Raw genomic sequence first — 23,859 nt, 5'->3', positions numbered from 1 at the left:
ATCGGGATATTTCCCCATGAGTCAGTATGTCCTGCGTCGCCTGCTGATCGCGATTCCGAGCCTGCTCGGAATCTCGGCCGTGCTGTTCTTCGTGCTGGCGCTAGCGCCCGGCGATCCCTTCTCCGAACTGGCGACGAACCCGAACGTCCCGCCCGAAGTGCAGGCCGCACTTCGGGCCAAGTTCGGCCTCGACGACCCGATCTACCTCCGTTACGTCCACTGGCTCAACGCCATGCTGCACGGCGACTGGGGCTTCTCCTTCGTCAGCCGGATGGACGTCGACAAGCTGATCCTGCAGCGCCTGCCGACCACGCTCTTTGTGATCGGCTCGGCGCAGATCCTCGCGCTGCTGATCGCGATCCCGGTCGGCGTATATGCCGCGACCAAGCCGTACTCGCTGTTCGACCAGATCGCCAACACGCTCGCCTTCGTCGGCTTCTCGCTGCCGACCTTCTTCACTGGCATCCTGTTCATCCTGATCTTCTCGGTCACGCTGGACTGGCTGCCGTTCGTCTACACCACCGACATCAAGGCGACCGGCATCCGCTGGGTGCTCGAAATGATCCGCCAGGCGATCATGCCGGTGGCCGTGCTCGGCCTGTTCCAGGCGGCGTCGATGACGCGCTTCGTGCGCTCGGCGATGCTGGACGTGATCCGGCTCGACTACGTCACCACGGCGCGCGCCAAGGGCCTCGGCCAGGCCAAGGTCATCGTCAAGCACGTGATGCGCAACGCCATGATCCCGGTCGTGACGCTGATCGCCTTGCAGATCCCCGCGGTGTTCGGCGGCGCCATCGTCACCGAGCAGATCTTCCGCATCCCCGGCATCGGCTCGCTGCTGATCTCTTCGATCCTGTCCAACGACACGCCGGTGGTGATGGCCGTCACCTTCGTCTTCGCGTGCCTGGTCGTGCTGTTCAATCTCATCGCGGACATCCTGTATGGCTGGCTTGACCCTCGCATCTCCTTCCGCTGAGCGGCGCGTCTATTCGCCCTGGCGCGAGACGTGGCGGCGCTATAGCCGCCACAAGCTCGCCGTGGTCAGCGCCTTCTTGCTGCTTGTTCTCATTCTCGCCGTCTTGCTCGGGCCCTTCCTCTGGCGTGTGAAGATGAGCGACATCGACATCGTCGCGGGCCTGCAAGGGCCCTCGCTCGCCCATCCCTTCGGCACCGACGATCTCGGTCAGGACATCCTGGCGCGCATGATCTATGGCGGCCGCATCTCGCTCGCGGTCGGCCTCGCCGCGATGCTGGTCTCGGTCTTCATCGGCACGCTGATCGGCGCGCTCGCCGGCATGTCGCGCGGTGCGCTCGGGCACGGCTTGATGTGGCTCACCGACCTGTTCCTGTCGCTGCCGCAGCTGCCGCTGCTGCTGCTGCTGATCTATCTGTTCCGCGACGGGCTGAAGCAGGTGTTCGGGCCCGAAGGCGGCATCTTCATCCTGATCGTGCTGGTGATCGGCGGCCTGCGCTGGATGCCGGTCGCGAGGCTCGTGCGCGCCCAGTTCCTGTCGATCCGCGAGAAGGAGTTCGTCGAGGCTGCGCGGGCGCTCGGCGCCAGCCCGGTGCGGCAGGTGGTGCGGCATATCCTGCCCAATGCGCTCGGCCCGGTGATCATCGCCGGCACCATCGACGTTGCCGCCGCGATCATCGCGGAATCGACACTGTCCTTCCTCGGCCTCGGTTTCCCGCCGGATACGCCGACCTGGGGCCGGCTGCTCTATGATGCCAAGGACTTTCTCGACATCGGCCCGCATTGGGCGCTGTTTCCGGGCGGCGCGATCTTCATCGCGGTGGTCGCGATCAACTTCATCGGCGACGGTCTGCGGGACGCGCTCGATGCGCGACGGGTGATCTGATGGCGCCGCTGCTCGAGATCAAAGGACTGAAAACCCATTTCTCCACCGACGACGGCATTTTGCAGGCCGTCGACGGTGTCGACATCTCCATCAACCGGGGCGAGACGCTCTGCGTGGTCGGCGAATCCGGCTGCGGCAAGACCGTCACCGCGATGTCGATCCTGAAGCTGATCGCAATGCCACCGGGCCGTATCGCGGCGGGGCAGATCATCTTCGAGGGCCGCGATCTGGTGCCGCTGACCAGCAACCAGCTCGACGAGATCAGGGCCAAGGAAATCGGCTTCATCTTCCAGGAGCCGATGACCTCGCTCAACCCGGTGCTCACTATCGGCGAACAGATCGCCGAGAGCCTGCGCCGGCACGAGGCCGTGACCAAGAAGCAGGCGCTCGACCGCACCATCGAGATGCTGAAGCTGGTGCAGATCCCCAACGCCGAAGGCCGCGTGCACAATTATCCGCACCAGTTCTCCGGCGGCATGCGCCAGCGCGTGATGATCGCGATGGCGCTCGCCTGCAAGCCGAAGCTGATCATCGCCGACGAGCCCACCACCGCGCTCGACGTCACCATCCAGGCGCAGATCCTCGACCTCCTGCAGGACATGAAGGAGCGCTTCGGCATGGCGGTGATGCTGATCACCCATGCCATGGGCGTCGTCGCCGAGACCGCGCAGCGCGTCGTCGTGATGTATGCCGGCAAGGTGGTCGAGGAGGCGGGCGTCGACGAGCTGTTCGGCGATCCCCGCCATCCCTATACGCAAGGGTTGATCCGCTCGATCCCGCGCATCGACCTCGACAGCGAGCACAAGACGCGGCTCGAGGCGATCGGCGGTTCGGTGCCGATCCTGATCAACCCGCCGGTCGGCTGCCGCTTTGCGCCGCGCTGCAAGTTCGCCATGAACGTCTGCACCGAGAAGGAGCCGCTGCTGCGCGAGATCGCACCCGGCCATCGCATGGCCTGTCATCTGGGAGATACTAGCCTGGGAGGCGCGTCATGAGCGAACCCCTGCTGCGCGTCAGCGGCCTGAAGAAACATTTCCCCGTGCTCGGCGGCCTGCTGTCGCGCCAGGTCGGGACCGTCTATGCGGTCGACGGCGTGTCGTTCTCGGTCAATCGCGGCGAGACGCTCGGTCTCGTCGGCGAATCCGGTTGCGGCAAGTCGACCACGGGGCGCTGCGTGCTGCGCCTGATCGAGCCGACCGACGGCGAGGTCACTTTCGACGGCCAGGACGTGCGCAAGCTTGGCGGCGACGATCTGCGGGCGATGCGGCGGAACATGCAACTGGTGTTCCAGGACCCGTTCGCCTCGCTCAATCCGCGCATGACGGTCGGTGCGATCCTCGGCGAGGCGCTGATCATCCACAAGCTCGGCTCCTCGGCCAAGGAGCGCGAAGAGCGTGTCGCCAGCCTGCTGGTCAAGGTCGGACTCAAGGCCGAGCACATGCGGCGCTACCCGCACGAGTTCTCCGGCGGTCAGCGCCAGCGCATCGTGATCGCGCGGGCACTCGCGGTCGAGCCGAAGCTGATCGTCTGCGACGAGCCGGTCTCGGCACTCGACGTGTCGATCCAGGCCCAGGTCATCAACCTGCTGGAAGATCTCCAGGCCGAGCTGAACCTCACCTATCTCTTCGTCGCGCACGACCTCTCTGTGGTCGAGCACATCTCCGACCGCGTCGCGGTGATGTATCTCGGCCGCATCGTCGAGCTGGCGAAGGCCAGCGATCTCTACCGCAATCCGCAGCATCCCTACACCAGGGCGTTGCTGTCGGCGGTGCCGGTGCCCGATCCAAAACTCAAGCGTGAGCGCATCCGCCTCAAGGGTGACGTGCCGAGTCCGATGAAGCCGCCGTCCGGGTGCCATTTCCACACCCGCTGTCCGATCGCCCAGCCGCGCTGCGCCGAAAGTGCGCCCGTGCTGAAGGAAGGGGCGGGCGGGCACTTCGTGGCGTGTCATTTGGCCTGACGCCGGCAGGCGAAGGGATCGGTGCCGGGAGGAAAACGAGAGCCAGATGCAGGACGCCGGTCTCACCACGGCTGAAGCGCAGCCGCTTTCGAGCCGAAGCACTGACGTCGGCGCTGATGCGCGCCGGGCACTGTGGGGATCTGCGCTGGGCTACGGCATGGATGGGTTCGATCTTCTCATCCTTGGTTTCATGCTGACGGCGATTTCGAAAGATCTTCATCTGACGCAGCCGCAGGCCGCCTCGCTGGTGACTGCAACGCTGGTCGGCGCGGTGCTCGGCGGCTTCATATTCGGCCTGTTGTCTGACCGGCTCGGGCGGGTCCGCGTCCTGACCTGGAGCATCGTTCTGTTCGCGGTCTTCACCGGACTATGCGCGTTGGCTCAGGGCTATTGGGATCTCATGATCTACCGAGCCATCGCAGGCGTCGGGCTCGGCGGCGAATTCGGCATCGGCATGGCGCTGGTCGCCGAGGCCTGGCCGTCGGACAAGCGGGCGCGAGCGACCTCTTATGTCGGTCTCGGCTGGCAATTCGGTGTGCTCACTGCGGCGCTGGTGACGCCGCTGCTCCTGCCCCTCATCGGCTGGCGCGGCATGTTCGCGCTTGGTTTGTTTCCGGCTCTCGCTGCCTATGTGATCCGACGCAGGCTGCATGAGCCGGACATCTTCCTGGCACGGAGAGGCACGACGACGGACGCCATCGCCTCGCTTCGCGCGCTGGTGGCCGACAGACAGACGGCGAAAATCAGCCTGGCGATGGTCATCCTCTGTTCGGTGCAGAATTTCGGCTATTACGGCATCATGATCTGGCTGCCGAATTATCTCTCGACGCGGTTCGGCTATGGCCTCACCCAATCGGCGATCTGGACTTCCGTCACCATTGCCGGCATGGCGCTCGGCATCTTTCTGTTTGGTCATGCGGCCGATCGCTTCGGCCGACGCCCTGCGTTCCTGGTCTACATGCTGGGCGCGGCCTTCATGGTGACGGTCTATTCGCAGTTGACCGCGGCAACGGCGCTGTTGGTCGGCGGAGCCGTGATGGGCTTCTTCGTCAACGGCATGCTCGGCGGCTATGGCGCGCTGATGAGCGAGCTCTATCCGACCGCCTCGCGGGCGACCGCGCAAAACGTGTTCTTCAATATCGGTCGCGCGGTCGCCGGCTTCGGTCCGCTGGTGGTCGGCATGATCAGCGCGTCCTACGGCTTTCCGACGGCGATCGCTGCTCTGGCGCTGCTCTACCTGCTCGATGTCGTAGCGCTGCTCGCGCTTGTCCCCGAGCGGCGCGGCGCGGAGCTTGAATGACCCGGCGTCCGCTCAGGACGCCTCGAGCAGGCCGTGCTTCGAGAGTGCCTGCCTGAGAGCTTCTGGCGTGGTGTGCTGATATGCCAGGAGACCGGCTTCCTTCGCACCGGCGACATTCTGCGCGAGGTCGTCGATGAAGAGAACGGCCCCGGGCGCCACCTGTAGCTCGGACAGGCAGCGGCGATAGCAGTCCGGGTCCGGCTTGGCCGTCTTGAACTGGGCCGAGGTGTAGATACGGGAGCCGAACAGCGAACGCAGCTCCGGCAGCAGCGTGTCGATGTGGTCGGCGACCAGCGTGGTATTGTTGGTCAGGACGGCGACATCGACGGTCTGCCGCAAGCGGGCGACAATCTCCAGCATCGCGCGGTCCGGCTGCATTGAACGGCGCCGCGCCTCCACCCACTCCGCGAGCGAGAGGGGATAGCCGATGCGTGTCCCAAAGCCTTGCAGATAGTCGGCGGCGGCGAGCGCTCCGGAATCGCCGAGCAGCTCGAATCCGCTGCCCCAGATCGCCGCGTGGACGGCCTCGCTGCTGGTCCCCGCAAGCTCTGCCAGATAGGCGACACGCGTCGGCCTGTCGTAGGCGCAGAGGACATTGTCCATGTCGAAAAGGACGAGCTTGATGGCATCGGTCACGGCGGCACTCGCGAGCAGGCCTGGTAGACGGCCCGCTCGGACTCATATCCCGTCGGACCGCCGGCGACAAATCCGGGGTGGAGCCCGATCGCCGCGATGCGCCCGCCGTCATCCCTCCAGCGTGAAGCCGACGCGCAGCGTCACCTGGTAATGACGTACGGCACCGTTCTCGATGTGGCCGCGGGTCTGCACCACCTCGAACCATTTCATCTCGCGAACGGTCTTGGCGGCGCGGCTGATCGCGTTCTTGATCGCGTCCTCGATCGAGGTCTCGGACGATCCGACGAGGTCCAGGATCTTGTAGACGTGATCGCTCTCGGTTGCGGGCATGGGTCTTCCCCTGTTTCGATTTGCGGCCGACGACGCGTTCGCGGAACGTGCATGCGGGTGCGCCTGGCGTTGACTCTGAACGGGCAGGGCGGCCTCAGGTTCCCCGCACCGTGATGGCCCGCATGCGCCAGCCGAGGTGGAGCGGGCCGCGCCTGGCTGCTAAGCGCTGGTGATGGACCCGGCACGACGCGACAGGACGATCGGCTCTCTCTGCCTCTGCGTGACGGCCTTCGGCTGGGCGTTGAACTGGCCGCTGATGAAGCTGCTGCTCCAGCAATGGCCGCCCCTGTTCGCGCGCGGGCTTGCGGGCGTTTGCGCCTCGCTCATTCTCGGTACTCTGGTGTTGAGCCGGAAAGAGTCGTTCGCCGTTCCGCGCGAGGCCATCCCGCGGCTGGTGTTCGCGACCTTCACCAATGTCTTTGCCTGGATGGGGCTCGGCACGGTCGCGATGAAATATGTGACGGTGAGCGAAGGCGCTCTGCTCGCCTACACCATGCCGATCTGGGCGATGCTGTTCGCCTGGCCGGTGCTGCACGCGCGGCCGGGCCTGCGGGACATCTTCGGGCTCGTCCTCGGCGTTGCCGGGGTCACGCTGCTCCTGAGCGGCAACGGCTTTGCGTTCGGCGCAGACAAGCTGGTCGGGATCACGCTCGCGCTGCTCTGCGCCATCCTGTTCGCGCTCGGCAACGTGCTCAACCGCAAGCCATTGCCGATGCCGCCGCTGGTCGTCGTCGTCTGGCAGGTCGGGCTCGGCTGCGCCGCCATGCTGGTCCTCGGTGTGCTGTTCGAGCGTCCCGACGTCACCGCGATCACCCCGCTGGGGCTCGGCTGCTTCGTCTACATGACGCTGGTGCCGATGGGCATCTGCTACGTGACCTGGTTCGAGACGCTGCGTCGCCTGCCGCCGACCACGGCCTCGACGGGCATGCTGATCGTTCCCGTGATCGGCGTGGTCTCTGCCGCCATCATTCTGGGCGAGCCGCTCGGCTATCGCGAGTGGACGGCGATGGCGCTCACGCTCGGTGGCGTGACGCTTGCCTTGCAGCGCGGGTAAGGTCGTCACGTCCCGTGCCGCGGAACGGAAGCGAGCGAGGCGGTTTTCAAATCGCCCGCCGGCGTCGGATGCCGCCGTTGCCGGCGCGAAGACGGGTGAGCTAACTTCCGCCCATGTCCTGGTCTCTTCGAGGTGCGATGATGATCGAGCGTTGGACGAGGGGCGCTCTGGCCGTGATCGGTCTTTGCGCCGTGCCTGCGCCGGGCATCGCGCAGGACGAGCTCGATGGCGCGCCGGTGCACATGTCGCTGCAGGTCACGACCGATCCCTCCACCATCGCGTGCCGCAGGCTTGAAACGGTCAATCCGGCCTCGCTCGGTTTCCTGCCGCTGCGCCGGACGTTCAGCGAGGATTTCGACGAGCATCCGCTGTCGAACGGGCGCTGGGTCCCCCATTATGCGGGCGGGGCCGCCTGGCCGGAGGCGCGCTATTGGGGCGGCGACGGCTCCGACTTCAAACGCAAGACCAGCGCCAATGGCGAGCAGCAGATCTACGTCGATCCGCGTTATGCCGGCCGCGCGGCCGCGCGGCCGCGCCGCTCGGGCTCGATCCGTTCAGGGTGAAGGACGGTGTGCTGTCGATCGTCGCCAGCCGCACGCCGCCGGAATTGAAGCCGGTGCTGTTCAACAACGAGTACATCTCGGGCATCCTGACGACCCAGGGTACGTTCGCCCAGAAGCACGGCTACTTCGAAATTCGCGCCAAGGTGCCGGTCGGCCATGCGGTATGGCCGGCGTTCTGGATGCTGGCGGACGACGGCGGCTGGCCGCCGGAGGTCGACGTGCTGGAAGGCCGCGGCGAGCGGCCGGGCGATCTCGTGATGACGACGCATTGGCGGATTCCCGCGACCCAGAAGATCCAGTCCTGCGGCTTCGATTTCGCGGTCGGCGACGCCTCCAGCGCATTCCATAACTACGGTGTGCTGTGGCAGGAGGACCGGCTGGTCTATTTCATTGACCGCAAGCCGGTGTCCGACATCGAGGTGCCGATCGGCTTCGACGATCCCATGTACATGATCGTCAATCTCGCGATCGGATCGAAGTTCTTTCCCGGCGTCAGTCAGGTCGACGCGGAATCGCCAACGAGCGTCGCATTCGAGATCGACCGCATTTCCGTCTATCAGATCGAAATGGAGCAGGCGCGGAGATAGCGATGTCGGCCGATGTCTCGCGGCGCTGTTTTACAGGGCTCGCGAGTCTTTGGACGGCCTGGGTTGAGTGCGGTGTCCTCTCGCGACGTGATATCAAGCAACGCGATCCGAGGGCGCCGGCTTCGACTCCTACGGATCCAGCTCCGTATCCCAGTACAGATAATCCAGCCAGCTGTCGTGCAGGTAGTTCGGCGGAAACAGCCGGCCGTTGCGGTGCAGCTGGTGCACGGTCGGGGCAAACGCGTTCTGGCGCGGAAACATCTTGGCCTGTGCCGGCGTCAGATTGCCCTTGCGTAAGTTACACGGCGAGCATGCCGCGACCACGTTCTCCCAGGTGGTCTGGCCGCCTTTGCTGCGCGGGATGATGTGATCGAAGGTGAGGTCTTCGGGCGAGCCGCAATATTGGCAGGCGAAACGATCGCGCAGGAAGACGTTGAACCGGGTGAAGGCCGGATGGGTGGTCGGCTTGACGAAGGATTTGAGCGAGACGACGCTCGGCAACTGCATCTGCAGCGTGGGACTGTGGACCGCCTGATCGTAGTGGGCGACGATGTTGACGCGGTCGAGGAACACCGCCTTGATCGCGTCCTGCCACGACCAGAGAGACAGCGGGTAGTAACTCAGCGGCCGGAAGTCCGCATTCAGCACCAACACCGGCCAACTGCCTTGCGAGACATGTGCGTTCAAGTAACGCTCCCGGCCTCCAATATACGCTGCGAAGCAGCATGTCCTGACATACTACATGCAGCGTGACGGGATTGTGAAGCCCGTTGAGCGACTTATTCAGGCGCATGCAATGCGGCGCCGGGGTGGCAAAAACGCTCAAAAAGCCGCGATCCCGCTCAGGGCAGACCGGCGGCGGGGAACCGTCAGCCCCGTTCGTCGCACGTTGCCGTGACTGCTACTCCCGTACCCGCTCCAGCTTCTGCAAGCACCTGCTCGCGCGCACGACGGCCGGCATCTCCTCGTCCGGAAAGCTCGTCTTCCAGTCGGTGACGCCGACCTCGCCGACATAGATGTCGCCCTTCGAGTCCAGCGCGATGCCGTGCGGTGCCAGGAATTTTCCGCTCGCAACACCCGGTCCGTCCTCGCCGCCGAGCCGCGCGATGCGTTTGCCCTTGGCGTCCACGATCGACAGCCGCGGCCCGAGATTGGGCACCTTGCGATTGACGGCCAGGCCGGGGCCGAGCTCGCCGATCACGAAGGTCGGACTCTTGGCCCCGCCGCAGCAGCACAGCGCGCAAGGGCGGTGCAGATTATTCCACTGCGTCTCGTACGCGCCTTCGCCATTGAACACCTGGACGCGATGGTTCTCGCGGTCGGCGACATAGACCCAGCCGTCGGCGTCGGTGGCGATATTGTGCACGATGTTGAACTGGCCGGGATCTGTGCCGGGCTCGCCCCAGCTCTTGATCAACCTGCCGTCGGGGGTGAACTTGTGCACGCGCGCATTGCCATAGCCGTCGGAGACGTAGATCTCGCCCTTCGGCGACAGGGCGGTATGGGTGCAGCGGTGGAACGGTTCCCCGCTCATGAACGGCGCAGGCTTGGCAGGGATGCCGATGGTCAGCAGCACCTTGCCGTCGGTGGTGCATTTGCGCACTGTGTGGTCGCCGTCATCGGTGCAATAGAGATTGTCGTCGGCATCGATGTGCAGGCCGTGCGCGCGCGAGAACAGGCCTTCACCAAAGCTGCGCAGGAAATTGCCCTCGCGGTCCAGCACCACCATCGGATGGGCGCCGCGGTTGAAGACGTAGACGCGGTCCTTGCTGTCGACCGCGACCGAGGCGACGTCGCTGAGCTGCCAGCCGTCGGGCAGTTTCGCGAAATTGTCGACGACGCGATAGCGGTGCTCGCCGCTGCCGAGAATGGCTGGCATGGGTCTCTCCTTCTGTCATTCCGGGGCGCGACGAAGTCGCGAGCCCGGAATCCATTTGGCCGCATAGTTTGGTGGATATATGGATTCGGGGTTCGCGCTGACGCGCGCCCCGGAATGACGTTTGTGGTTATGCCCCGCCCAAAATCCCTTCCTCGATCGCCTTGATCTGCAGCGCGAGATATTTCGAGTTGATGCGGCACTGCGCGAGGCTGCCGGCGATGAACCACAGGCCGGGCTGTTTCGTGCGCGTATACATGTTGCGCAGCTCGAAGCCTTCGCCAAAGCCCCAGATCGGGCCGACGCGGTCGGCGACGGCATCGCCGTACAGCTTTCGCACCAGATATTCCTGCGGCTTGTAGCCGGTGGAGAGCACGATGAGGTCGGCCGGGATGATCACACCGTCCTTCATCCGCGCGCCGTCAGCGACAAAGCTCTCGATGTCGTCGAACTGCCTAAGCTTGACCTTGCCCTCGACGATCAAATTGGAGCAGCCGACGTTGAAATAATAGCCGCCGCCGCGGGTGAGGTATTTGAACTGCCAGCCTGTGCCGGCCTCGCCGAAGTCGAGCTTGAAGCCGACGCGCGCGAGGCCGTCGAGCAGATCCTTGTCGAGCTGCTTCGACTGCTCCGTCAGCATCACATGCGTCTTCTTCGCCAGCGGCGTCGGCATCGAGGCGGCGATCAGGTCGTTGTCCTCGAGCGTGCCTTCATTGTAGGTGGCATAAGCGAGCTGCGCCGACGGCTCGATATTGGTGACGAGCGTGGGCGAACGCTGCACCAGCGTCACCTCGGCGCCGCTGGAATACAGATCCTGCGCGATATCGTGCCCGCTGTTGCCGGTGCCGATGACGATCGCGCGCTTGCCGGTCCAGTTCTCGCCGTCCTCGTAGCGGCTGGAATGCAGCAGCGTACCCTTGAAATTGTCGAGGGTCGGAATGGCAGGAATGTTGGCAATGCCGCTGACGCCGGTCGCCATGATCACGTGGTGCGGATGCATGGTCCGCGTGCTGCCGTCGGCGCGGCGCAGCGTCACCGTCCAGTGACCTCTGGCCTCGTCATAGCTGCCGCCTTCGAACTCGGTGCCGGTCCAGAAATTCAGCTCCATGGCGTCGACATAGGCCTCGAACCAGTTGGCGAGCTTGTCCTTGGGGATGTAGGTCGGCCAGTTCGGCGGAAACGGCATGTAGGGCAGGTGATTGACCTGCACCTGGTTGTGCAATGTCAGCGCGTGGTAGCGCTTGCGCCAGTTGTCGCCGATCCGCGTCTCGCGATCGACGATCAGCGTGTCGACCTGCAACTGCTTCAGCCGCGCTGCGATCGCGAGCCCGGCCTGGCCGCCGCCGACCACCAGCACGGCCGGATCGCGGTCGGCGTAGTCGCGCGAGGCGTTGCGCAGATCGAGCCAGTTCGGTCCGCGGAAATCGCGCGAATAAGCCTGGCCGCGCGGGCGCGAGGTGCCGAGCTGCTCCTCGAAGCCCTTCAATTCGTCGAGCGCGGTGAGCAGCGTCCATGCCTTGAGGCGGTCGCCGTCGGTGCTGTCAGGTACGAGCCTGATGATGCCGCTGCCGCGCCCGATCGCGGTTTCGAAATTGAAGATGGCTTCGATGCTGCTGGTGCCGGCACGCGTCACTTTGCGGGGCTGCGCGCGGTTGGGGGCGATCTCGAACCTGGCCGGTGCCGCCTTGGGCGCGAGCGCCGCCAGCGCTGGCGCAATCGCTTCGCGGCCCGCGAGCGTTTGCAGGTTCCAGCTCAGCGCCAGCACATCGCGCCAGAAGCTGTCGGCGACGAAGAGGGCGGCCAGCGCGGGGGGATCGCTCTTGCCCAGCGTGTGCTCGAACACGTCGAGCCAGCTCTGCGCGGCGACGGAAATATCCTTCGTCCTGTCCAGCATGCGCGACCTCGTGGCCGTCTTCGCGGCGTTTCCTCTGGTCGAAGCTATACGGTTTCGCTGGCCGCCAAAAGCCGATGACCCGAGCAATGCCGGCATATGGCCCTGCTCGGACGGTATATGCCGGCGATGCTTCAGCGAGGGGGCGGCGGCGGGCGGCTAAGGCCCAGCCGCCCTCTGGTCCGCCCAATAGGGATCGCGCAGCTTGCGCTTGAAGATCTTTCCGGTTGCCTCGCGCGGCAGCGTATCCAGGAACCGGATCTCCTTCGGCACCTTGAAATTGGCCAGCCGGTCACGCAGCCAGGCTTGCACGGCACTGGCGGAGAGCTGGATGCCGGTGTCGGGCTCGATGCAGGCGCACAGCCGCTCGCCGTATTCCAGGTCGGGGATGCCGAACACGGCGCAGTCGCGGACGCCGGGCATCGCGATCAGGACGTTCTCGATCTCGGCAGGATAGATGTTGACGCCGCCCGAGATCACCATGTCGCGCTTGCGGTCGCACAGGAACAGATAGCCGTCCTCGTCGAGATAGCCGACGTCGCCGACGCTGACGAGGCCGTCGCGCCCCGCCTCGGCCCGCGCCTGCGCCTTGCCGTGATAGTCGAAATCGGGCACCGCGGTCTGGCGCATGTAGATTTCGCCGACCTCGCCAGCGCCGCAGAGGCTGCCGTCATCGCGAAAAATCTTGACGATGCCGCCTTCGATGGCGCGGCCCACCGTGCCAGGCTTCTTCAGCGCTTCCTCGGCGGAGTGCCACACCGGGATTCCGGTCTCGGTCGAGCCGAAATACTCGTTGATGACAGGTCCCCACCACTCGATCATGGCCCGCTTGATCTCGGGCGGGCAGGGTGCGGCGCCATGCACGACAAAGCGCAGCGACGACAGATCGTAGCGTTGTCTGACGGCCTCGGGCAGCCGCAACAGCCGCACGAACATGGTCGGCACCATGTGGATATGCGTCACGCGGTGGCGCTCGATCAGCGCCAGCAGCTCCTCGGCGTCGAAGCGCGGCTGAAGGACGATGGTGCAGCCGTTGCGGAAGGCCATCATGCCGTAGGAGTGCGGCGCCGAGTGATACATCGGCCCGTTGATCAGCACGACCTGGCCCTCGCGCGGCTTGATGCCATAGGCGATCGCGCCGACGCGCTCGGAGGCGGCCGCCTGTTCGGGCTGCATCGGCATGCGCCGCACGCCCTTGGGCATGCCCGTGGTCCCCGAGGTGTAGATCATCGCCGCCGCCCGGCGCGGCGGCTCCTGCATTTCCGGATGACCGTCGCGCCAGCGGTCCCAATCGGCCAGTCCCGCGGCAACCCCGGTCAGCTCGGGCGGAATCGCGAAGGTCGCCGCCAGCTCGGGCGGCGTTGCCACGACGAGCAGGCTGACATCCTCCGGAACGCCGCTGCGAATTTGCGGTAGCAGATCGGCGTGGCAGACCAGGATCTTCGCGCCGCTGTCGATCAGGATGTAGCGGACCTCCTCGGCCTTCAGGTGCCAGTTGATCGGCACCACGGGGCTGCCGAGTGCGGCCGAGGCTGCGACCACCTCGAACAAGGCGAAGTCGTTGCGCAGCATCATGGCGACCGGCGCGCCTTCGGCAAGGCCGAGGGTGCGAAGCCCGCTCGCCGCGCGTTTGATGCGCGCCTGGATCCCGTCATAGCCGATCCGGCGCTCGCCGCTGATGATCATGGTCTGTCCTTGTTCCGCTCGAGGCTAGCGATCGTCCAGCACGTCGCCGAAGCCGACCCAGCTCTTGCCGTTGAAGCGCCGGAGCTGAAGCTGCTGGAACGGCAGATAATCGTCGGGGCCGGTCGTAACCGACATTCCCGGCAGCAGCAGCGGCAGCTTCACCTCCTTCAGCGCGGCGGCCTGACGCATGATGTTGTCGCGGCTGACATCGTCCTTGCACGCCTTCAGCACCGTCATCAGCAGCGTCGCGTAATGGTAGCCGGCCGCGTAGTTGGAGTTGGAAAGGTCGGCGTTCGGCATGTATTGCTTCATGAAGGCGAAATACTCCTTCACGCCGGGATCGCTGGCCCATTGCGGGTCCATCGTGTCCTTCTGGTTGCTCGACGAGATCAGGCCGACGGCGTTGTCGAGCCCCGCCGGCTCGAGGAACGAGATCGACGAGGCCGAGGTCGGCACGAAGAACAGCTCGGGCTTCCAGCCGATCTCGGCCACGCCCTTGATCATCTGCGAGGTGAACTTGCCGAGCACGACGCCGAACAGCACGTCGGCGCCCGACGCCTTCAGGGTCGAGAGCTGCGAGCTGATGGTCGGCGCGCTGGTCTCGTAGGTCGCTTCCGCGACGATCATGCCCGCGGCCTTGGCGCCGAGCGCGCGTTTGAAGCCGGCGACATAGTCGCGGCCGAAATCGTCGTTCTGGGACAGGATGGCGATCTTCGCGTCGGGCTTGGTCCGCAGCACGTGCTTGGCATAGACCACGCCCTCGGATTCATAGGCGGCCATGCCGGGCATGGTCCACGGATATTTCTGCGGGTCGGCCCATTTGGTCGCGCCCGAGAGCACGAATAATTGCGGCACCTTCTTGCTGTTCAAATAGCGCTGCACGGCGCTGTTGGTGGCGGTGCCGAGCGAGCCGAACATCATCAGCACCTCGTCCTGCTCGACCAGCTTGCGGGTCTGCTCGACCGTCTTCGGCGGCGAATAGGCGTCGTCCAGCGTGATGAACTTGACCTTGCGGCCGTTGATGCCGCCTTCGGCATTGACCTTCTCGAAGAAGGCTTCCTGCGTCCGGCCGATCGCGCCGAAGCCGGAGGCCGGGCCGCTATAGGGCAGGGTCTGTCCGATCCGGATCTCGTCCGTGCCTTCGGCGCGAGCGCCACCGCCGGCGAGCGCCAGCAGGGACAGGCCGATCAGTGTGGCTGCCAGCTTCATGATGTCCTCCCGTTTTTCTTTCAGTCTGAACCGTCAGGCGCTGGCGCGCATCAGGAATTCCTGCCGGGCCTGATCGAATTCACGCTTCATGCGGTCGACGAGCTCGGCGACCGGAGGGACATCGGTGATCTGGCCGATGCCCTGGCCAGATCCCCAGATGTCGCGCCATGCTTTCGATTTCATGTTGCCGCCGGAGCCGAAATTCATCTTCGATTTGTCGGCGACCGGGAGGTTGTCCGGGTCCAGCCCTGCGGCGGCGATCGAGGGGCCGAGATAGTTGCCGTGCACGCCGGTGAACAGGTTGCTGTAGACGATGTCGTGAGCGGCGTGCTGCGTCAGCGCGGACTTGTAGGCCTCGTCGGCATTGGCTTCCTGCGTCGCGATGAAGCGCGTGCCCATGTAGGCGAGGTCGGCGCCCAGCGTCAGCGCCGAGGCGATGCCAAAACCGTCGCTGATCGCACCGGACAGCAGAATGGCGCCGTCGAACCATTGCTTGACCTCGCGCACCAGCGCGAAGGGAGACAGCGTGCCGGCGTGTCCGCCGGCACCGGCGCAGACCAGGATCAGTCCGTCGACGCCCTGCTCGGCGGCTTTCCGCGCGTGCTTGACGTTGATGACGTCGTGGAACACCAGCCCGCCATAGGAATGCGCGGCTTCGACGATCTCCGCCGGCGGCCGCAGCGAGGTGATGATGATGGGCGCCTTGTGCTTCACGCAGGTCTCCATGTCCTTCATCAGCCGGTCATTGGAGGCATGACAGATCTGGTTGACGGCGTAGGGGGCGACCTTCTTGCCGGGATTGAGCGATTTGTATTCGCCGAGCTCGTCCTCGATGCGGCTCAGCCACTCGTCCAGCTTCTCGACCGGACGGGCATTGAGCGCGGGAAAGGAGCCGACCACGCCCGCCTTGCACTGGGCGATCACCAGCTCCGGCCCGGAGACGATGAACAGGGGCGAGCCGACGACGGGCAGCGCGAGCGAATTCTTCAAGGGAGTGGGCAGCGCCATCATGTCCTCCTGAAACGCGGCTCCGCCGGCAGGCGGATGACGAGGCGTTTCCTGGTGATTGTCGCGCGGGCGGATCGCCGCCCGTGTTGCGGATTTGATTGCACTATAAGGTTGGACGGCGCGCCCATGCCGTTCAATAATGAACGGATGATCATTCAGACATGAACGGGGCGGCCGATGGACTGGGACCTTTGCAAGACCTTCGTCGCGGTCGCCGAAACCGGCAGCTTCACCGCCGCTGCACGCCGGCTGCACACCAGCCATCCCACCGTCAGCCGCAAGATCGCGGCGCTGGAAGCCCAGCTCGGCACCCGATTGGTGGCGCGCGCCGCCGACGGCCTGGCGCTGACCGCTGATGGCAGAACCTTGCGCGAGCACGCCGAGGCCATGGCGGCAGCGGCGCTACGGGCGGAGACCGCGGTGGCGGCGAAAGGACACAAGGCGCGCGGCATCGTCAAGCTGTCGATCGGCGCGACGCTGGCCTCGCATTGGCTGATGCCGCGTCTGCCCGCCTTCCTGCGTGCGCACGATCATATCCAGCTCGAGATCATCACCCATCCGTTTCCGGCGAGCGTGCGCCGGCGCGAGGCGGACGTGGTGCTGCGGCCGTTCGACAGCGGCGAGGAGAACCTGGTCGGCCGCAAGATCGGCCGTCTCGGCACGGGCTTCTATGCCTCTCGCGATTATGCCGCCGGGCGGCCCCTGCCTGAACGGCGCGGCGATTGGAAGGAGCACAGCGTCATCGGCTTCGCCGATCAGACGTCCAATGCGCAGCTTGCGCGCTGGAGCGACGTCGTCACGCGGCAGGCAAGGGTGGCGATGCGTTGCTCGTCGCAGGGGGATATGTTGGCGGCGGTCCGCGCCGGCATCGGAATCTCCGCGCTGTCGTGCTTCGTCGCCGAAGCCTATTCCGATCTCGTGCGCGTCGCCCCGCAGAAGCTCGCCAGCGTCGCGGATCTCTGGCTGCTGGCCCATCCCGACCTCGTCGAGCTCCCGGCGGTGCGCGCGGTGGTCGACTTCGTCGCCGAATGCGCCCGGGCCGACCGCGCGAGGCTGCGGGGCTAGACCGATCCCGCGAGCACGCCCTCGCGCTTCTTCACCGCGCGATAATAGCTCCACCACAAATGCGCGGCCGCGCCGCGCAGCGGACGCCAGGGTTCGGCGAGCGGCGCCATCTGCTTCTCCGTCGGCCGTGCCTTGAGGCCGAGGCCGATCCTGATGGCCTCCTGCACGGCGAGGTCGCCGGCCGGCCAGGCATCGCCATGGCCAAGGCAGAACAGCAGATAGACGTCGGCGGTCCAGGGCCCGATGCCGGGCAATGCGATCAGCGTGTGGTGCGCGGCGTCGGCATCCTCCTCCGCGAGCACGTCGAGGTTCAGCCGCTGTGCGCCGATCTCGCGGGCGAGATGCTTCAGTGTCTTGATCTTGGCGGCCGAAAGTCCGAGCCGCCCCAGGCGGTCGGTGCGGGCGCGGCGCACGGCGTCGTGGTCGAACGGATCGAAGGCCGCCGACAGCCGTCCCCAGATCGCCGCGGCGCTCGCGGTCGACAGCTGCTGCCCGCAGACGATGTGGGCAAGACCCGCGAAACCCGGCTCCCGCCGCCGCAGCGCCGGCATGCCCGCGATCGTGAGCACGGGCTTGAGGCGCGGGTCGCGCTTGATCAGCGCGTCGACCGCTTCTTCGAGATCGGACTGGGTTTCGAGGTGGATTGTCATGGTTGCTCAACTCGTCATGCGCGGGCTTGACCCGCGCATCTATTATCCTACTCCGTCATTCCGGGGCGATGCGAAGCATCGAACCCGGAATCTCGAGATTCCGGGTTCGGTCCTGCGGACCGCCCCGGAATGACAGCCGTGGCGGCCAAGCCCGGCCATGACGAGATTCATGTCGATGGGACCACCCGTTTTCCGATTTGCCCCCAGCCCCAACGGCCACCTGCATCTCGGCCACGCCTATTCCGCACTGCTGAACTTCCAGCGGGCGCGCGAGACCGGCGGGCGATTGCTGCTGCGGATCGAGGACATCGACGCGACGCGGTGCCGGCCGGAGTTCGAGGCGGCGATCTACGAGGATCTCGCCTGGCTCGGGATTGAATGGGAGACGCCGGTGCGGCGGCAGTCGGAGCATCTCGCCGATTATCGCGCCGCGCTGGACAAGCTGTCGGCGCTCGGCCTCGTCTATCCCGCCTTCGAAAGCCGCGCCGAGATCGCAAGGCTCGTTGCCGCGCGCCAGGGGGATGGCCCGTGGCCGCGCGATCCCGACGGCGCGCCGCTCTATCCCGGCGATGCGAAGTCGCTCTCAGCTTCCGAGCGCGACCGGCTCATCGCATCGGGCGCGCCTTACGCGTTGCGGCTCGACATGGCGGCCGCCTGTCGGCGGGCCGACGGTCTGGCGTGGAACGAGCTCGGCGAGGGCCCCGGCGGCGCGTGCGGCGTCGTCCCGGCGCGGCCCGAGGCGTGGGGCGATGTGATCCTCGCCCGCAAGGAGACACCGACCAGCTATCATCTGTCCGTCGTCGTCGACGACGCGCTCCAGGGCGTCAGCGAGATCGTACGGGGCCAGGACCTGTTTCACGCAACCTCGGTGCACCGCCTGTTGCAGGTCCTGCTCGGCTTGCCTGAACCCGCCTACCGCCATCACCGGCTGATTTGCGACGGCGAGGGGCGGAAACTGTCGAAATCGAGCGGCTCGACCGGTCTGCGTGCCTTGCGTGCGGCCGGCACAACGCCTGCCGGCATCCGCCAGCAGGTGGGATTAGGTTAAGTTTCTCTGGGGGTTAGCGAAACGTCGCCGTGACTCCGGGTATTTCGCCGTGCCATGCTCGGCAAACAGCCCGGGGGTCCGAAGGGGATACTTCGAAGGGGATTCATGGCGGCGAAGAAGCGCCCAGCGCGCACCACGCGGACGACGAGGCGACCGCCTCGGAAGCGGTCCGGGGAGGCCGGACAGGTGCGCAAGCGCAGCACCAGGACGGACGCGCCCGACGTGGTCCAGGCGGCGCTCGCCGCCTTTGCCCATGAGGTCCGCACCCCTCTGACCGGCATTCTCGCGATCAGCGACCTGCTCGCGACCTCCGATCTCGGCGAACGTGAACGGCGCTGGGCCGACACCATCAAGGCCGGTGCCGAGCATCTGGCGAGCCTCGCCACGCTGTTCGTGGATGCCGCCAGAACCGGCGGCAAGGGCGGCAGCACGCTGCGGCAGGATCTGTTCGACCTCAGGACGCTCGCCCGCAGCGCCGGCGATTCGCTCGCCGGGCGTGCCGCGGCCAAGGGCCTTCAGGCCCAGGTCGAGATCTCCGCAAGGCTGCCGGGCCTCGTGGTCGGCGATCCCGTCCGCCTGCGTGCCGCGCTCGAGAACCTGATCGACAATGCCGTGAAGTTCACCGACCAGGGCGGCGTGGCGCTCGCGGTGACGCCCTGGCGTCCGGCCAAGGGCAAGACCAAGGGCAAGACCAAGACCAAGGGCAGGGCCGGCGTTGCCTTCGCGGTGTCCGACAGCGGCATCGGCCTGACCATGGCCGAGATCAAGCGGCTGTTCCGCCCGTTCACCCAGGCCAATGTCACGATCGCCTCGCGCTTCGGCGGCGCCGGGCTCGGGTTGTCCTCGGTGAAGCAGTTGGCGCGGGCGATGGGGGGCGACATCACGGTCGCGCCGCGGCGTGGCGGCGGCGCCACCTTCACGTTGACGGTATCGCTGGACGCGACGGGGCCGGCCAAGTCCCGCAAGTCGAAGGGCGACGCCGAGCCCGATGCGGTCGCCGCGCTCCGCGTGCTGAGTGTCGAGGACAATCCGTTCGGCCGCGTCGTTCTGAACACGATTCTGACCGAGCTCGGCCATCATGCCGAGTTCATCGGGCGCGGCGAGGACGCCGTCGGCCGGCTGGCGCAGGGTGCATTCGACGCGGTGCTGATGGACATGGTGCTGCCGGGCATCGACGGCGTCGAGGCCATCCGGCGGATCCGCACCATGGAGCCGCCGCTGGCGCGGATCCCGATCATCGGGGTATCCGGCCGCGGCGAGGACGAGGCCGCCTCGCGCGAGGCCGGCGCCGATGCCTTCCTGGTCAAGCCTGTGTCTCCTCGGGCGCTAGCGACTGCGCTGCTTGAAGCGACACGCCGTGAGGAAGCCGCGACTTGATGATCGCGGCATTGAGCTCGCCGCCGTAAACGAAGATCGCGGCGATGAAGTACAGAAACACCAGCGCGATGATCACCGAGGCGAGCCCCGCATACATGGTCACGTAGTTGTTGGCGAAGCGCGCCAGATATTGTCCGAACACGATGCCCGATATCAGCGACGCCACGATGGTGAAGACGATGCCGGGCAGGATCTGGAAGAAGCCGCGCCGCCCTGCCGGCAGCCAGGCATGCAGGATCAGCAGCGCCACCACCAGCGCGCCGACGGTGATGCCGTAACGCAGCCAGGTGAGGATGCTCTCGTTGGATTCGACGAACAGCGGAATGTGGGCACGCGCGGCCTCGATGATCAGCGGGCCGAGCACGATCAGGAACGCCATGGCGAGCGCGGTGAAGGCCGCGACCAGCGTGTAGCCGATCGATTCCAGCCGCAGCCAGTACCAGCGCCGCATCTCCACCACCGCATAGGCACGGTTGAGCGCAACCCGCAGCGCCTCGACGCCGTTGGAGGCGAAATAGACCGACAGCGCAGCGCCGATCGTCAGCACGCCGGTGCGGGTCGTGGTCAAGACGTCGTGGACCTCGCCCGAGATCGAATCGGCCACCTGCTTGGGCCAGATCTGCAGCATCAGGCTGGCGGCCTGGTCGGCGAGTTCCTTGGAGCCGAAGAAGCCGGCGAGCGAGGTCAGCACGATCAGGAACGGGAACAGCGCCATCAGCGTCGACAGCGCGATGTGGCTCGCAATCGCCCAGCCGTCGTCGGCGAGGAACGTATAGAACGCATCCATCACCACGACGTAGATGTAGCGGACGGCTTTCACGGCTGGCCCTGTACTGCTCCCTTTCGCCTCTTGGGGGGAGAGACGGAGAAGGCTTGCGATAGACGCAAATCGGAAATCATCCAGCCAGCTTCTGATATTATTGGCCTAAAAGCCAGATCGCCAACCAACCCAGTCGTCATTCCGGGGCGATGCGACGGGACCGCGCAAAGCGCGACCCGGAGCATCGAGCCCGGAATCCATTTCACGGCGCGTGACGCTGCTTGATGGATTCCGGGCTCGCGCCACCGGGCCGCATTGCGGACCCGTTGGCGCGCCCCGGAATGACGGGTGGGGAGATGGCGGACCGGCGCGCGCGGTGTTATCACCCCCCAATGGCATCTCTCCTGACTACTTTCATCCTGCCGGCGGCCGCCGGTGCAGTCGCCTTGGTGCTGCTGCTCGGTCTCATCAACATGATGCGCGGCGGCTCGCCCAATACCTCGCAGAAGCTGATGCGCTGGCGCGTGCTGCTTCAATTCGTGGCGATCGTCATCGCGATGCTCGCGGTCTGGGCGATGGGGCGCTGATCATGGTCGTACTCAATCGCATCTACACGAAGACCGGTGACGACGGTACGACGGCGCTCGGAACCGGCGAGCGGCGTCCGAAATACGATCTGCGTATCGAAGCCTATGGCACCGTCGACGAGACCAACGCCGCGATCGGCGTGGTCAGGCTCCATACCGGCGACGTGCCCGAGCTCGACGCGATGCTCGGCCGCATCCAGAACGATCTGTTCGACCTCGGCGCCGATCTTGCGGTGCCCGAGCGTGAGGGCAAGGCGGAGCGGCTGCGGGTGGTGGCGAGCCAGGTCGAGCGGCTCGAGCGCGACATCGATGCGCTGAACGACAAGCTCCAGCCGCTCACCTCCTTCGTGCTGCCCGGCGGCACGCCGGCCGCAGCCCATCTGCACGTGGCTCGCACGATATGCCGCAGGGCGGAACGGGTGATCGTGGAACTGGCAGCCCGGCGGGGCGAGCCGGTCAGCGCGGCTGGCATTCAATATATGAACCGCCTGTCGGACTTCCTGTTTGTGGCCAGCCGAGCCGCCAACGGTAATGGCGCCGGCGACGTGCTCTGGGTTCCCGGCCAGAACCGCTGACCCATCGAGCCCACCCGCGGGCCTTGCGCATTTCAGAAGGCCAAAATTAGGCCCGCTCGCGCGTTGACCGGGGCAGATCGGGCCTTTAGGTTCCGCGCCAGTTGATAACCCCCCTCCCAAATTGAGTGAAAGAGGATCGATGAAGGTCTTAGTGCCGGTAAAGCGGGTGGTCGATTACAACGTCAAGGTCCGCGTCAAGGGCGATGGATCGGGCGTTGAACTCGCCAACGTCAAGATGTCGATGAACCCGTTCGACGAAATCGCGGTCGAGGAAGCGCTGCGTCTGAAGGAAGCCGGCAAGGCGACCGAGGTCGTGGTGGTCTCCATTGGACCGGCGCAGGCGTCGGAGACGATCCGCACGGGTCTTGCCATGGGCGCCGATCGCGGCATCCTGGTGAAGGCCGAGGGCGCGGTCGAGCCGCTCGCGGTCGCCAAGATCCTGAAGAAGGTCGCCGACGAAGAGCAGCCGGGCCTCATCATTCTCGGCAAGCAGGCGATCGACGACGACTCGAACCAGACCGGCCAGATGCTGGCCGCGCTGCTCGGCTGGTCGCAGGCGACGTTCGCCTCGAAGCTCGAGGTCGAAGGGTCCGACTTCAAGGTGACCCGCGAAGTCGATGGCGGCCTGCAGACCGTCAAGCTCAAGGGACCGGCGATCGTCACCACCGATCTCCGTCTCAACGAGCCGCGCTATGCCTCGCTGCCGAACATCATGAAGGCGAAGAAGAAGCCGATCGCGGAGAAGACCGTCGCCGATTACGGCGTCGACATCGCCGCGCGCCTCGAGGTTCTCAAGACCACTGAACCGGCGGGCCGCAAGGCCGGCGTCAAGGTCAAGGACGTCGCCGAGCTGGTGTCGAAACTCAAGAACGAAGCCGGGGTGCTCTGATGACGACGCTTCTGATTGCCGAACACGACAATGCGTCGCTCAAGGATGCGACCAACAAGGCCCTGACCGCAGCAGCCGCGCTCGGCGCGGATGTCGAGGTGCTGGTCGCCGGCCAGAACGCCAAGGCCGCCGCCGATGCCGCTGCCAAGCTTGCCGGCGTCAAGAAGGTGCTGCTCGCCGACGGCGACCTCTACGCGCACGATCTCGCCGAGCCGCTGGCCGCGCTGATCGTCTCGCTGGCGTCGGGCTATGACGCGATCGTCGCGCCCGCGACCTCGCGCTTCAAGAACGTGATGCCGCGTGTCGCCGCCCTGCTCGACGTCATGCAGGTCTCGGAGATCACCAAGGTGGTCGCCCCCGACACCTATGAGCGGCCGATCTATGCCGGCAACGCGATCCAGACCGTGAAGTCCAAGGACGCCAAGAAGGTCATCACGGTGCGCACATCGACCTTCGCCGCAGCCGGCGAGGGTGGCAACGCACCGGTCGAGACCGTTCAGGCCGCGGCTGATCCCGGCCTGTCGACCTTCGTCGGCGAGGAGGTCGCCAAGAGCGACCGCCCCGAGCTGACCTCGGCCAAGATCATCGTCTCCGGTGGCCGCGCCATGCAGAGCCGCGAGAACTTCGCCAAGTACATCGAGCCGCTCGCCGACAAGCTCGGCGCCGGCGTCGGCGCCTCGCGCGCCGCGGTGGACGCCGGCTATGCGCCGAACGACTGGCAGGTCGGCCAGACCGGCAAGGTGGTGGCGCCGGAGCTCTATGTCGCGGTCGGCATTTCCGGCGCGATCCAGCATCTGGCCGGCATGAAGGACTCCAAGGTGATCGTCGCGATCAACAAGGACGAGGACGCGCCGATCTTCCAGGTTGCCGATTATGGCCTGGTCGCCGACCTCTACCAGGCGGTTCCTGAGCTGACGACCGAACTCGGCAAGCTCGGCAAGTAAAAGAC

Annotated in this window: 23 protein-coding genes and 1 pseudogene; 14 read left to right on the top strand and 10 right to left on the bottom strand. The window is 66.0% G+C overall.

Annotation, left to right across the window (positions count from 1 at the left end; genetic code table 11):
* Positions 1-16: 16 nt before the first annotated feature.
* From TSA1_RS20250 to TSA1_RS20230, 5 genes are read left to right on the top strand one after another with little or no spacing between them, the layout of a single operon-like run.
* Complete coding sequence (locus TSA1_RS20250) at positions 17-976, top strand: ABC transporter permease (protein ID WP_100177878.1); 960 nt, start codon at positions 17-19, stop codon at positions 974-976.
* Positions 942-1,859, top strand: coding sequence for an ABC transporter permease (locus TSA1_RS20245; protein WP_063197783.1), 918 nt, complete (start codon positions 942-944; stop codon positions 1,857-1,859). Before TSA1_RS20250 ends, TSA1_RS20245 begins: the two co-directional genes overlap by 35 nt.
* Positions 1,859-2,854 carry an ABC transporter ATP-binding protein gene (locus tag TSA1_RS20240; protein WP_100177877.1) on the top strand — a complete coding sequence of 332 codons (996 nt, stop codon included), beginning with the start codon at positions 1,859-1,861 and terminating at the stop codon, positions 2,852-2,854. Before TSA1_RS20245 ends, TSA1_RS20240 begins: the two co-directional genes overlap by 1 nt.
* Complete coding sequence (locus tag TSA1_RS20235; RefSeq protein ID WP_100177876.1) at positions 2,851-3,819, top strand: ABC transporter ATP-binding protein; 969 nt, start codon at positions 2,851-2,853, stop codon at positions 3,817-3,819. Before TSA1_RS20240 ends, TSA1_RS20235 begins: the two co-directional genes overlap by 4 nt.
* Positions 3,820-3,865: 46 nt before the next feature.
* Entirely contained in the window at positions 3,866-5,119 is a 1,254-nt protein-coding gene (locus TSA1_RS20230; protein ID WP_245448371.1) for an MFS transporter, read from the top strand.
* Between the two features lie 12 nt (positions 5,120-5,131).
* On the opposite strand, the gene TSA1_RS20225 is transcribed toward TSA1_RS20230, so the two are convergent.
* The gene (locus tag TSA1_RS20225; protein WP_245448369.1) at positions 5,132-5,755 is read right to left on the bottom strand and encodes an HAD family hydrolase; all 624 of its coding nucleotides are present in this window, start codon (positions 5,753-5,755) and stop codon (positions 5,132-5,134) included.
* Positions 5,756-5,863: 108 nt separating this feature from the next.
* The gene (locus TSA1_RS20220; protein WP_035711602.1) at positions 5,864-6,085 is read right to left on the bottom strand and encodes a dodecin; all 222 of its coding nucleotides are present in this window, start codon (positions 6,083-6,085) and stop codon (positions 5,864-5,866) included.
* A 172-nt stretch (positions 6,086-6,257) separates the two neighbouring features.
* On the opposite strand from TSA1_RS20220, the gene TSA1_RS20215 reads away from it, so the two are divergent.
* A complete protein-coding gene (locus TSA1_RS20215) occupies positions 6,258-7,139 on the top strand; it encodes a DMT family transporter (protein ID WP_100177875.1) in 882 nt (293 codons plus the stop codon).
* Between the two features lie 140 nt (positions 7,140-7,279).
* Positions 7,280-8,289, top strand: a pseudogene (locus TSA1_RS41060) (glycoside hydrolase family 16 protein).
* 129 nt (positions 8,290-8,418) lie between these two features.
* Here TSA1_RS41060 and TSA1_RS20205 read toward each other — a convergent pair.
* The 6 genes from TSA1_RS20205 to TSA1_RS20180 form a co-directional block, all read right to left on the bottom strand.
* Positions 8,419-8,976 (bottom strand): HNH endonuclease, encoded by a 558-nt coding sequence (locus TSA1_RS20205; RefSeq protein WP_028134115.1) that lies wholly within the window; start codon positions 8,974-8,976, stop codon positions 8,419-8,421.
* Between the two features lie 214 nt (positions 8,977-9,190).
* Positions 9,191-10,168, bottom strand: a complete 978-nt coding sequence (locus TSA1_RS39775; protein WP_100177874.1) for a peptidyl-alpha-hydroxyglycine alpha-amidating lyase family protein — start codon at positions 10,166-10,168, stop codon at positions 9,191-9,193.
* Between the two features lie 127 nt (positions 10,169-10,295).
* Positions 10,296-12,059, bottom strand: coding sequence for a flavin-containing monooxygenase (locus TSA1_RS20195; RefSeq protein WP_100177873.1), 1,764 nt, complete (start codon positions 12,057-12,059; stop codon positions 10,296-10,298).
* Between the two features lie 156 nt (positions 12,060-12,215).
* Positions 12,216-13,742 carry an acyl-CoA synthetase gene (locus tag TSA1_RS20190; RefSeq protein ID WP_100177872.1) on the bottom strand — a complete coding sequence of 509 codons (1,527 nt, stop codon included), beginning with the start codon at positions 13,740-13,742 and terminating at the stop codon, positions 12,216-12,218.
* A 24-nt stretch (positions 13,743-13,766) separates the two neighbouring features.
* Positions 13,767-14,951: an ABC transporter substrate-binding protein gene (locus tag TSA1_RS20185; protein ID WP_100177871.1), complete on the bottom strand. Its 1,185-nt coding sequence runs from the start codon at positions 14,949-14,951 to the stop codon at positions 13,767-13,769.
* Positions 14,952-14,984: 33 nt separating this feature from the next.
* Positions 14,985-15,959, bottom strand: coding sequence for an NAD(P)H-dependent flavin oxidoreductase (locus tag TSA1_RS20180; RefSeq protein WP_100181236.1), 975 nt, complete (start codon positions 15,957-15,959; stop codon positions 14,985-14,987).
* A 177-nt stretch (positions 15,960-16,136) separates the two neighbouring features.
* Between TSA1_RS20180 and TSA1_RS20175 the strand changes: the two genes are divergently transcribed.
* Positions 16,137-17,024, top strand: a complete 888-nt coding sequence (locus TSA1_RS20175; protein ID WP_100177870.1) for a LysR family transcriptional regulator — start codon at positions 16,137-16,139, stop codon at positions 17,022-17,024.
* On the opposite strand, the gene TSA1_RS20170 is transcribed toward TSA1_RS20175, so the two are convergent.
* Entirely contained in the window at positions 17,021-17,674 is a 654-nt protein-coding gene (locus tag TSA1_RS20170) for a DNA-3-methyladenine glycosylase family protein (protein WP_100177869.1), read from the bottom strand. The two genes, TSA1_RS20175 and TSA1_RS20170, sit on opposite strands and share 4 nt — an antisense overlap.
* Positions 17,675-17,849: 175 nt before the next feature.
* Here TSA1_RS20170 and gluQRS point away from each other — a divergent pair, with 175 nt between their 5' ends.
* Both gluQRS and TSA1_RS20155 read left to right on the top strand, forming a co-directional pair.
* Positions 17,850-18,722, top strand: a complete 873-nt coding sequence (gene gluQRS, locus TSA1_RS20160) for a tRNA glutamyl-Q(34) synthetase GluQRS (protein ID WP_100181235.1) — start codon at positions 17,850-17,852, stop codon at positions 18,720-18,722.
* 105 nt (positions 18,723-18,827) lie between these two features.
* Positions 18,828-20,099: an ATP-binding protein gene (locus TSA1_RS20155; RefSeq protein WP_100177868.1), complete on the top strand. Its 1,272-nt coding sequence runs from the start codon at positions 18,828-18,830 to the stop codon at positions 20,097-20,099.
* On the opposite strand, the gene TSA1_RS20150 is transcribed toward TSA1_RS20155, so the two are convergent.
* Entirely contained in the window at positions 20,026-20,919 is an 894-nt protein-coding gene (locus TSA1_RS20150; RefSeq protein ID WP_100177867.1) for a YihY/virulence factor BrkB family protein, read from the bottom strand. The two genes, TSA1_RS20155 and TSA1_RS20150, sit on opposite strands and share 74 nt — an antisense overlap.
* 332 nt (positions 20,920-21,251) lie before the next feature.
* Here TSA1_RS20150 and TSA1_RS20145 point away from each other — a divergent pair, with 332 nt between their 5' ends.
* The 4 genes from TSA1_RS20145 (at position 21,252) to TSA1_RS20130 (ending at position 23,854) form a co-directional block, all read left to right on the top strand.
* Entirely contained in the window at positions 21,252-21,446 is a 195-nt protein-coding gene (locus TSA1_RS20145; protein ID WP_028139921.1) for a twin transmembrane helix small protein, read from the top strand.
* A 2-nt stretch (positions 21,447-21,448) separates the two neighbouring features.
* Positions 21,449-22,021, top strand: a complete 573-nt coding sequence (locus tag TSA1_RS20140; RefSeq protein WP_100177866.1) for a cob(I)yrinic acid a,c-diamide adenosyltransferase — start codon at positions 21,449-21,451, stop codon at positions 22,019-22,021.
* A gap of 139 nt (positions 22,022-22,160) precedes the next feature.
* Entirely contained in the window at positions 22,161-22,910 is a 750-nt protein-coding gene (locus TSA1_RS20135) for an electron transfer flavoprotein subunit beta/FixA family protein (protein WP_100177865.1), read from the top strand.
* Positions 22,910-23,854 (top strand): electron transfer flavoprotein subunit alpha/FixB family protein, encoded by a 945-nt coding sequence (locus tag TSA1_RS20130; protein ID WP_100177864.1) that lies wholly within the window; start codon positions 22,910-22,912, stop codon positions 23,852-23,854. The genes TSA1_RS20135 and TSA1_RS20130 overlap by 1 nt, the downstream gene beginning before the upstream one ends.
* The last annotated feature ends 5 nt before the right edge of the window (positions 23,855-23,859 follow it).

Origin of the sequence: Bradyrhizobium nitroreducens (genome assembly GCF_002776695.1) — a bacterium.
Lineage (GTDB): Bacteria > Pseudomonadota > Alphaproteobacteria > Rhizobiales > Xanthobacteraceae > Bradyrhizobium > Bradyrhizobium nitroreducens.
Note: the sequence above shows the minus strand (reverse complement) of the source record. Positions and strands in the feature narration are given on the sequence as shown.

Excerpts from the sequence above, each read along its gene's own strand:
- TSA1_RS20250 (WP_100177878.1), top strand. The coding sequence starts at position 17 with ATGAGTCAGTATGTCCTGCGTCGCCTGCTGATCGCGATTCCGAGCCTG.
- TSA1_RS20245 (WP_063197783.1), top strand. The coding sequence starts at position 942 with ATGGCTGGCTTGACCCTCGCATCTCCTTCCGCTGAGCGGCGCGTCTAT.
- TSA1_RS20240 (WP_100177877.1), top strand. The coding sequence starts at position 1,859 with ATGGCGCCGCTGCTCGAGATCAAAGGACTGAAAACCCATTTCTCCACC.
- TSA1_RS20235 (WP_100177876.1), top strand. The coding sequence starts at position 2,851 with ATGAGCGAACCCCTGCTGCGCGTCAGCGGCCTGAAGAAACATTTCCCC.
- TSA1_RS20230 (WP_245448371.1), top strand. The coding sequence starts at position 3,866 with ATGCAGGACGCCGGTCTCACCACGGCTGAAGCGCAGCCGCTTTCGAGC.
- TSA1_RS20220 (WP_035711602.1), bottom strand. The coding sequence starts at position 6,085 with ATGCCCGCAACCGAGAGCGATCACGTCTACAAGATCCTGGACCTCGTC.
- TSA1_RS20215 (WP_100177875.1), top strand. The coding sequence starts at position 6,258 with ATGGACCCGGCACGACGCGACAGGACGATCGGCTCTCTCTGCCTCTGC.
- TSA1_RS39775 (WP_100177874.1), bottom strand. The coding sequence starts at position 10,168 with ATGCCAGCCATTCTCGGCAGCGGCGAGCACCGCTATCGCGTCGTCGAC.
- TSA1_RS20195 (WP_100177873.1), bottom strand. The coding sequence starts at position 12,059 with ATGCTGGACAGGACGAAGGATATTTCCGTCGCCGCGCAGAGCTGGCTC.
- TSA1_RS20190 (WP_100177872.1), bottom strand. The coding sequence starts at position 13,742 with ATGATCATCAGCGGCGAGCGCCGGATCGGCTATGACGGGATCCAGGCG.
- TSA1_RS20185 (WP_100177871.1), bottom strand. The coding sequence starts at position 14,951 with ATGAAGCTGGCAGCCACACTGATCGGCCTGTCCCTGCTGGCGCTCGCC.
- TSA1_RS20180 (WP_100181236.1), bottom strand. The coding sequence starts at position 15,959 with ATGGCGCTGCCCACTCCCTTGAAGAATTCGCTCGCGCTGCCCGTCGTC.
- TSA1_RS20175 (WP_100177870.1), top strand. The coding sequence starts at position 16,137 with ATGGACTGGGACCTTTGCAAGACCTTCGTCGCGGTCGCCGAAACCGGC.
- TSA1_RS20170 (WP_100177869.1), bottom strand. The coding sequence starts at position 17,674 with ATGACAATCCACCTCGAAACCCAGTCCGATCTCGAAGAAGCGGTCGAC.
- gluQRS (WP_100181235.1), top strand. The coding sequence starts at position 17,850 with ATGGGACCACCCGTTTTCCGATTTGCCCCCAGCCCCAACGGCCACCTG.
- TSA1_RS20155 (WP_100177868.1), top strand. The coding sequence starts at position 18,828 with ATGGCGGCGAAGAAGCGCCCAGCGCGCACCACGCGGACGACGAGGCGA.
- TSA1_RS20145 (WP_028139921.1), top strand. The coding sequence starts at position 21,252 with ATGGCATCTCTCCTGACTACTTTCATCCTGCCGGCGGCCGCCGGTGCA.
- TSA1_RS20140 (WP_100177866.1), top strand. The coding sequence starts at position 21,449 with ATGGTCGTACTCAATCGCATCTACACGAAGACCGGTGACGACGGTACG.
- TSA1_RS20135 (WP_100177865.1), top strand. The coding sequence starts at position 22,161 with ATGAAGGTCTTAGTGCCGGTAAAGCGGGTGGTCGATTACAACGTCAAG.
- TSA1_RS20130 (WP_100177864.1), top strand. The coding sequence starts at position 22,910 with ATGACGACGCTTCTGATTGCCGAACACGACAATGCGTCGCTCAAGGAT.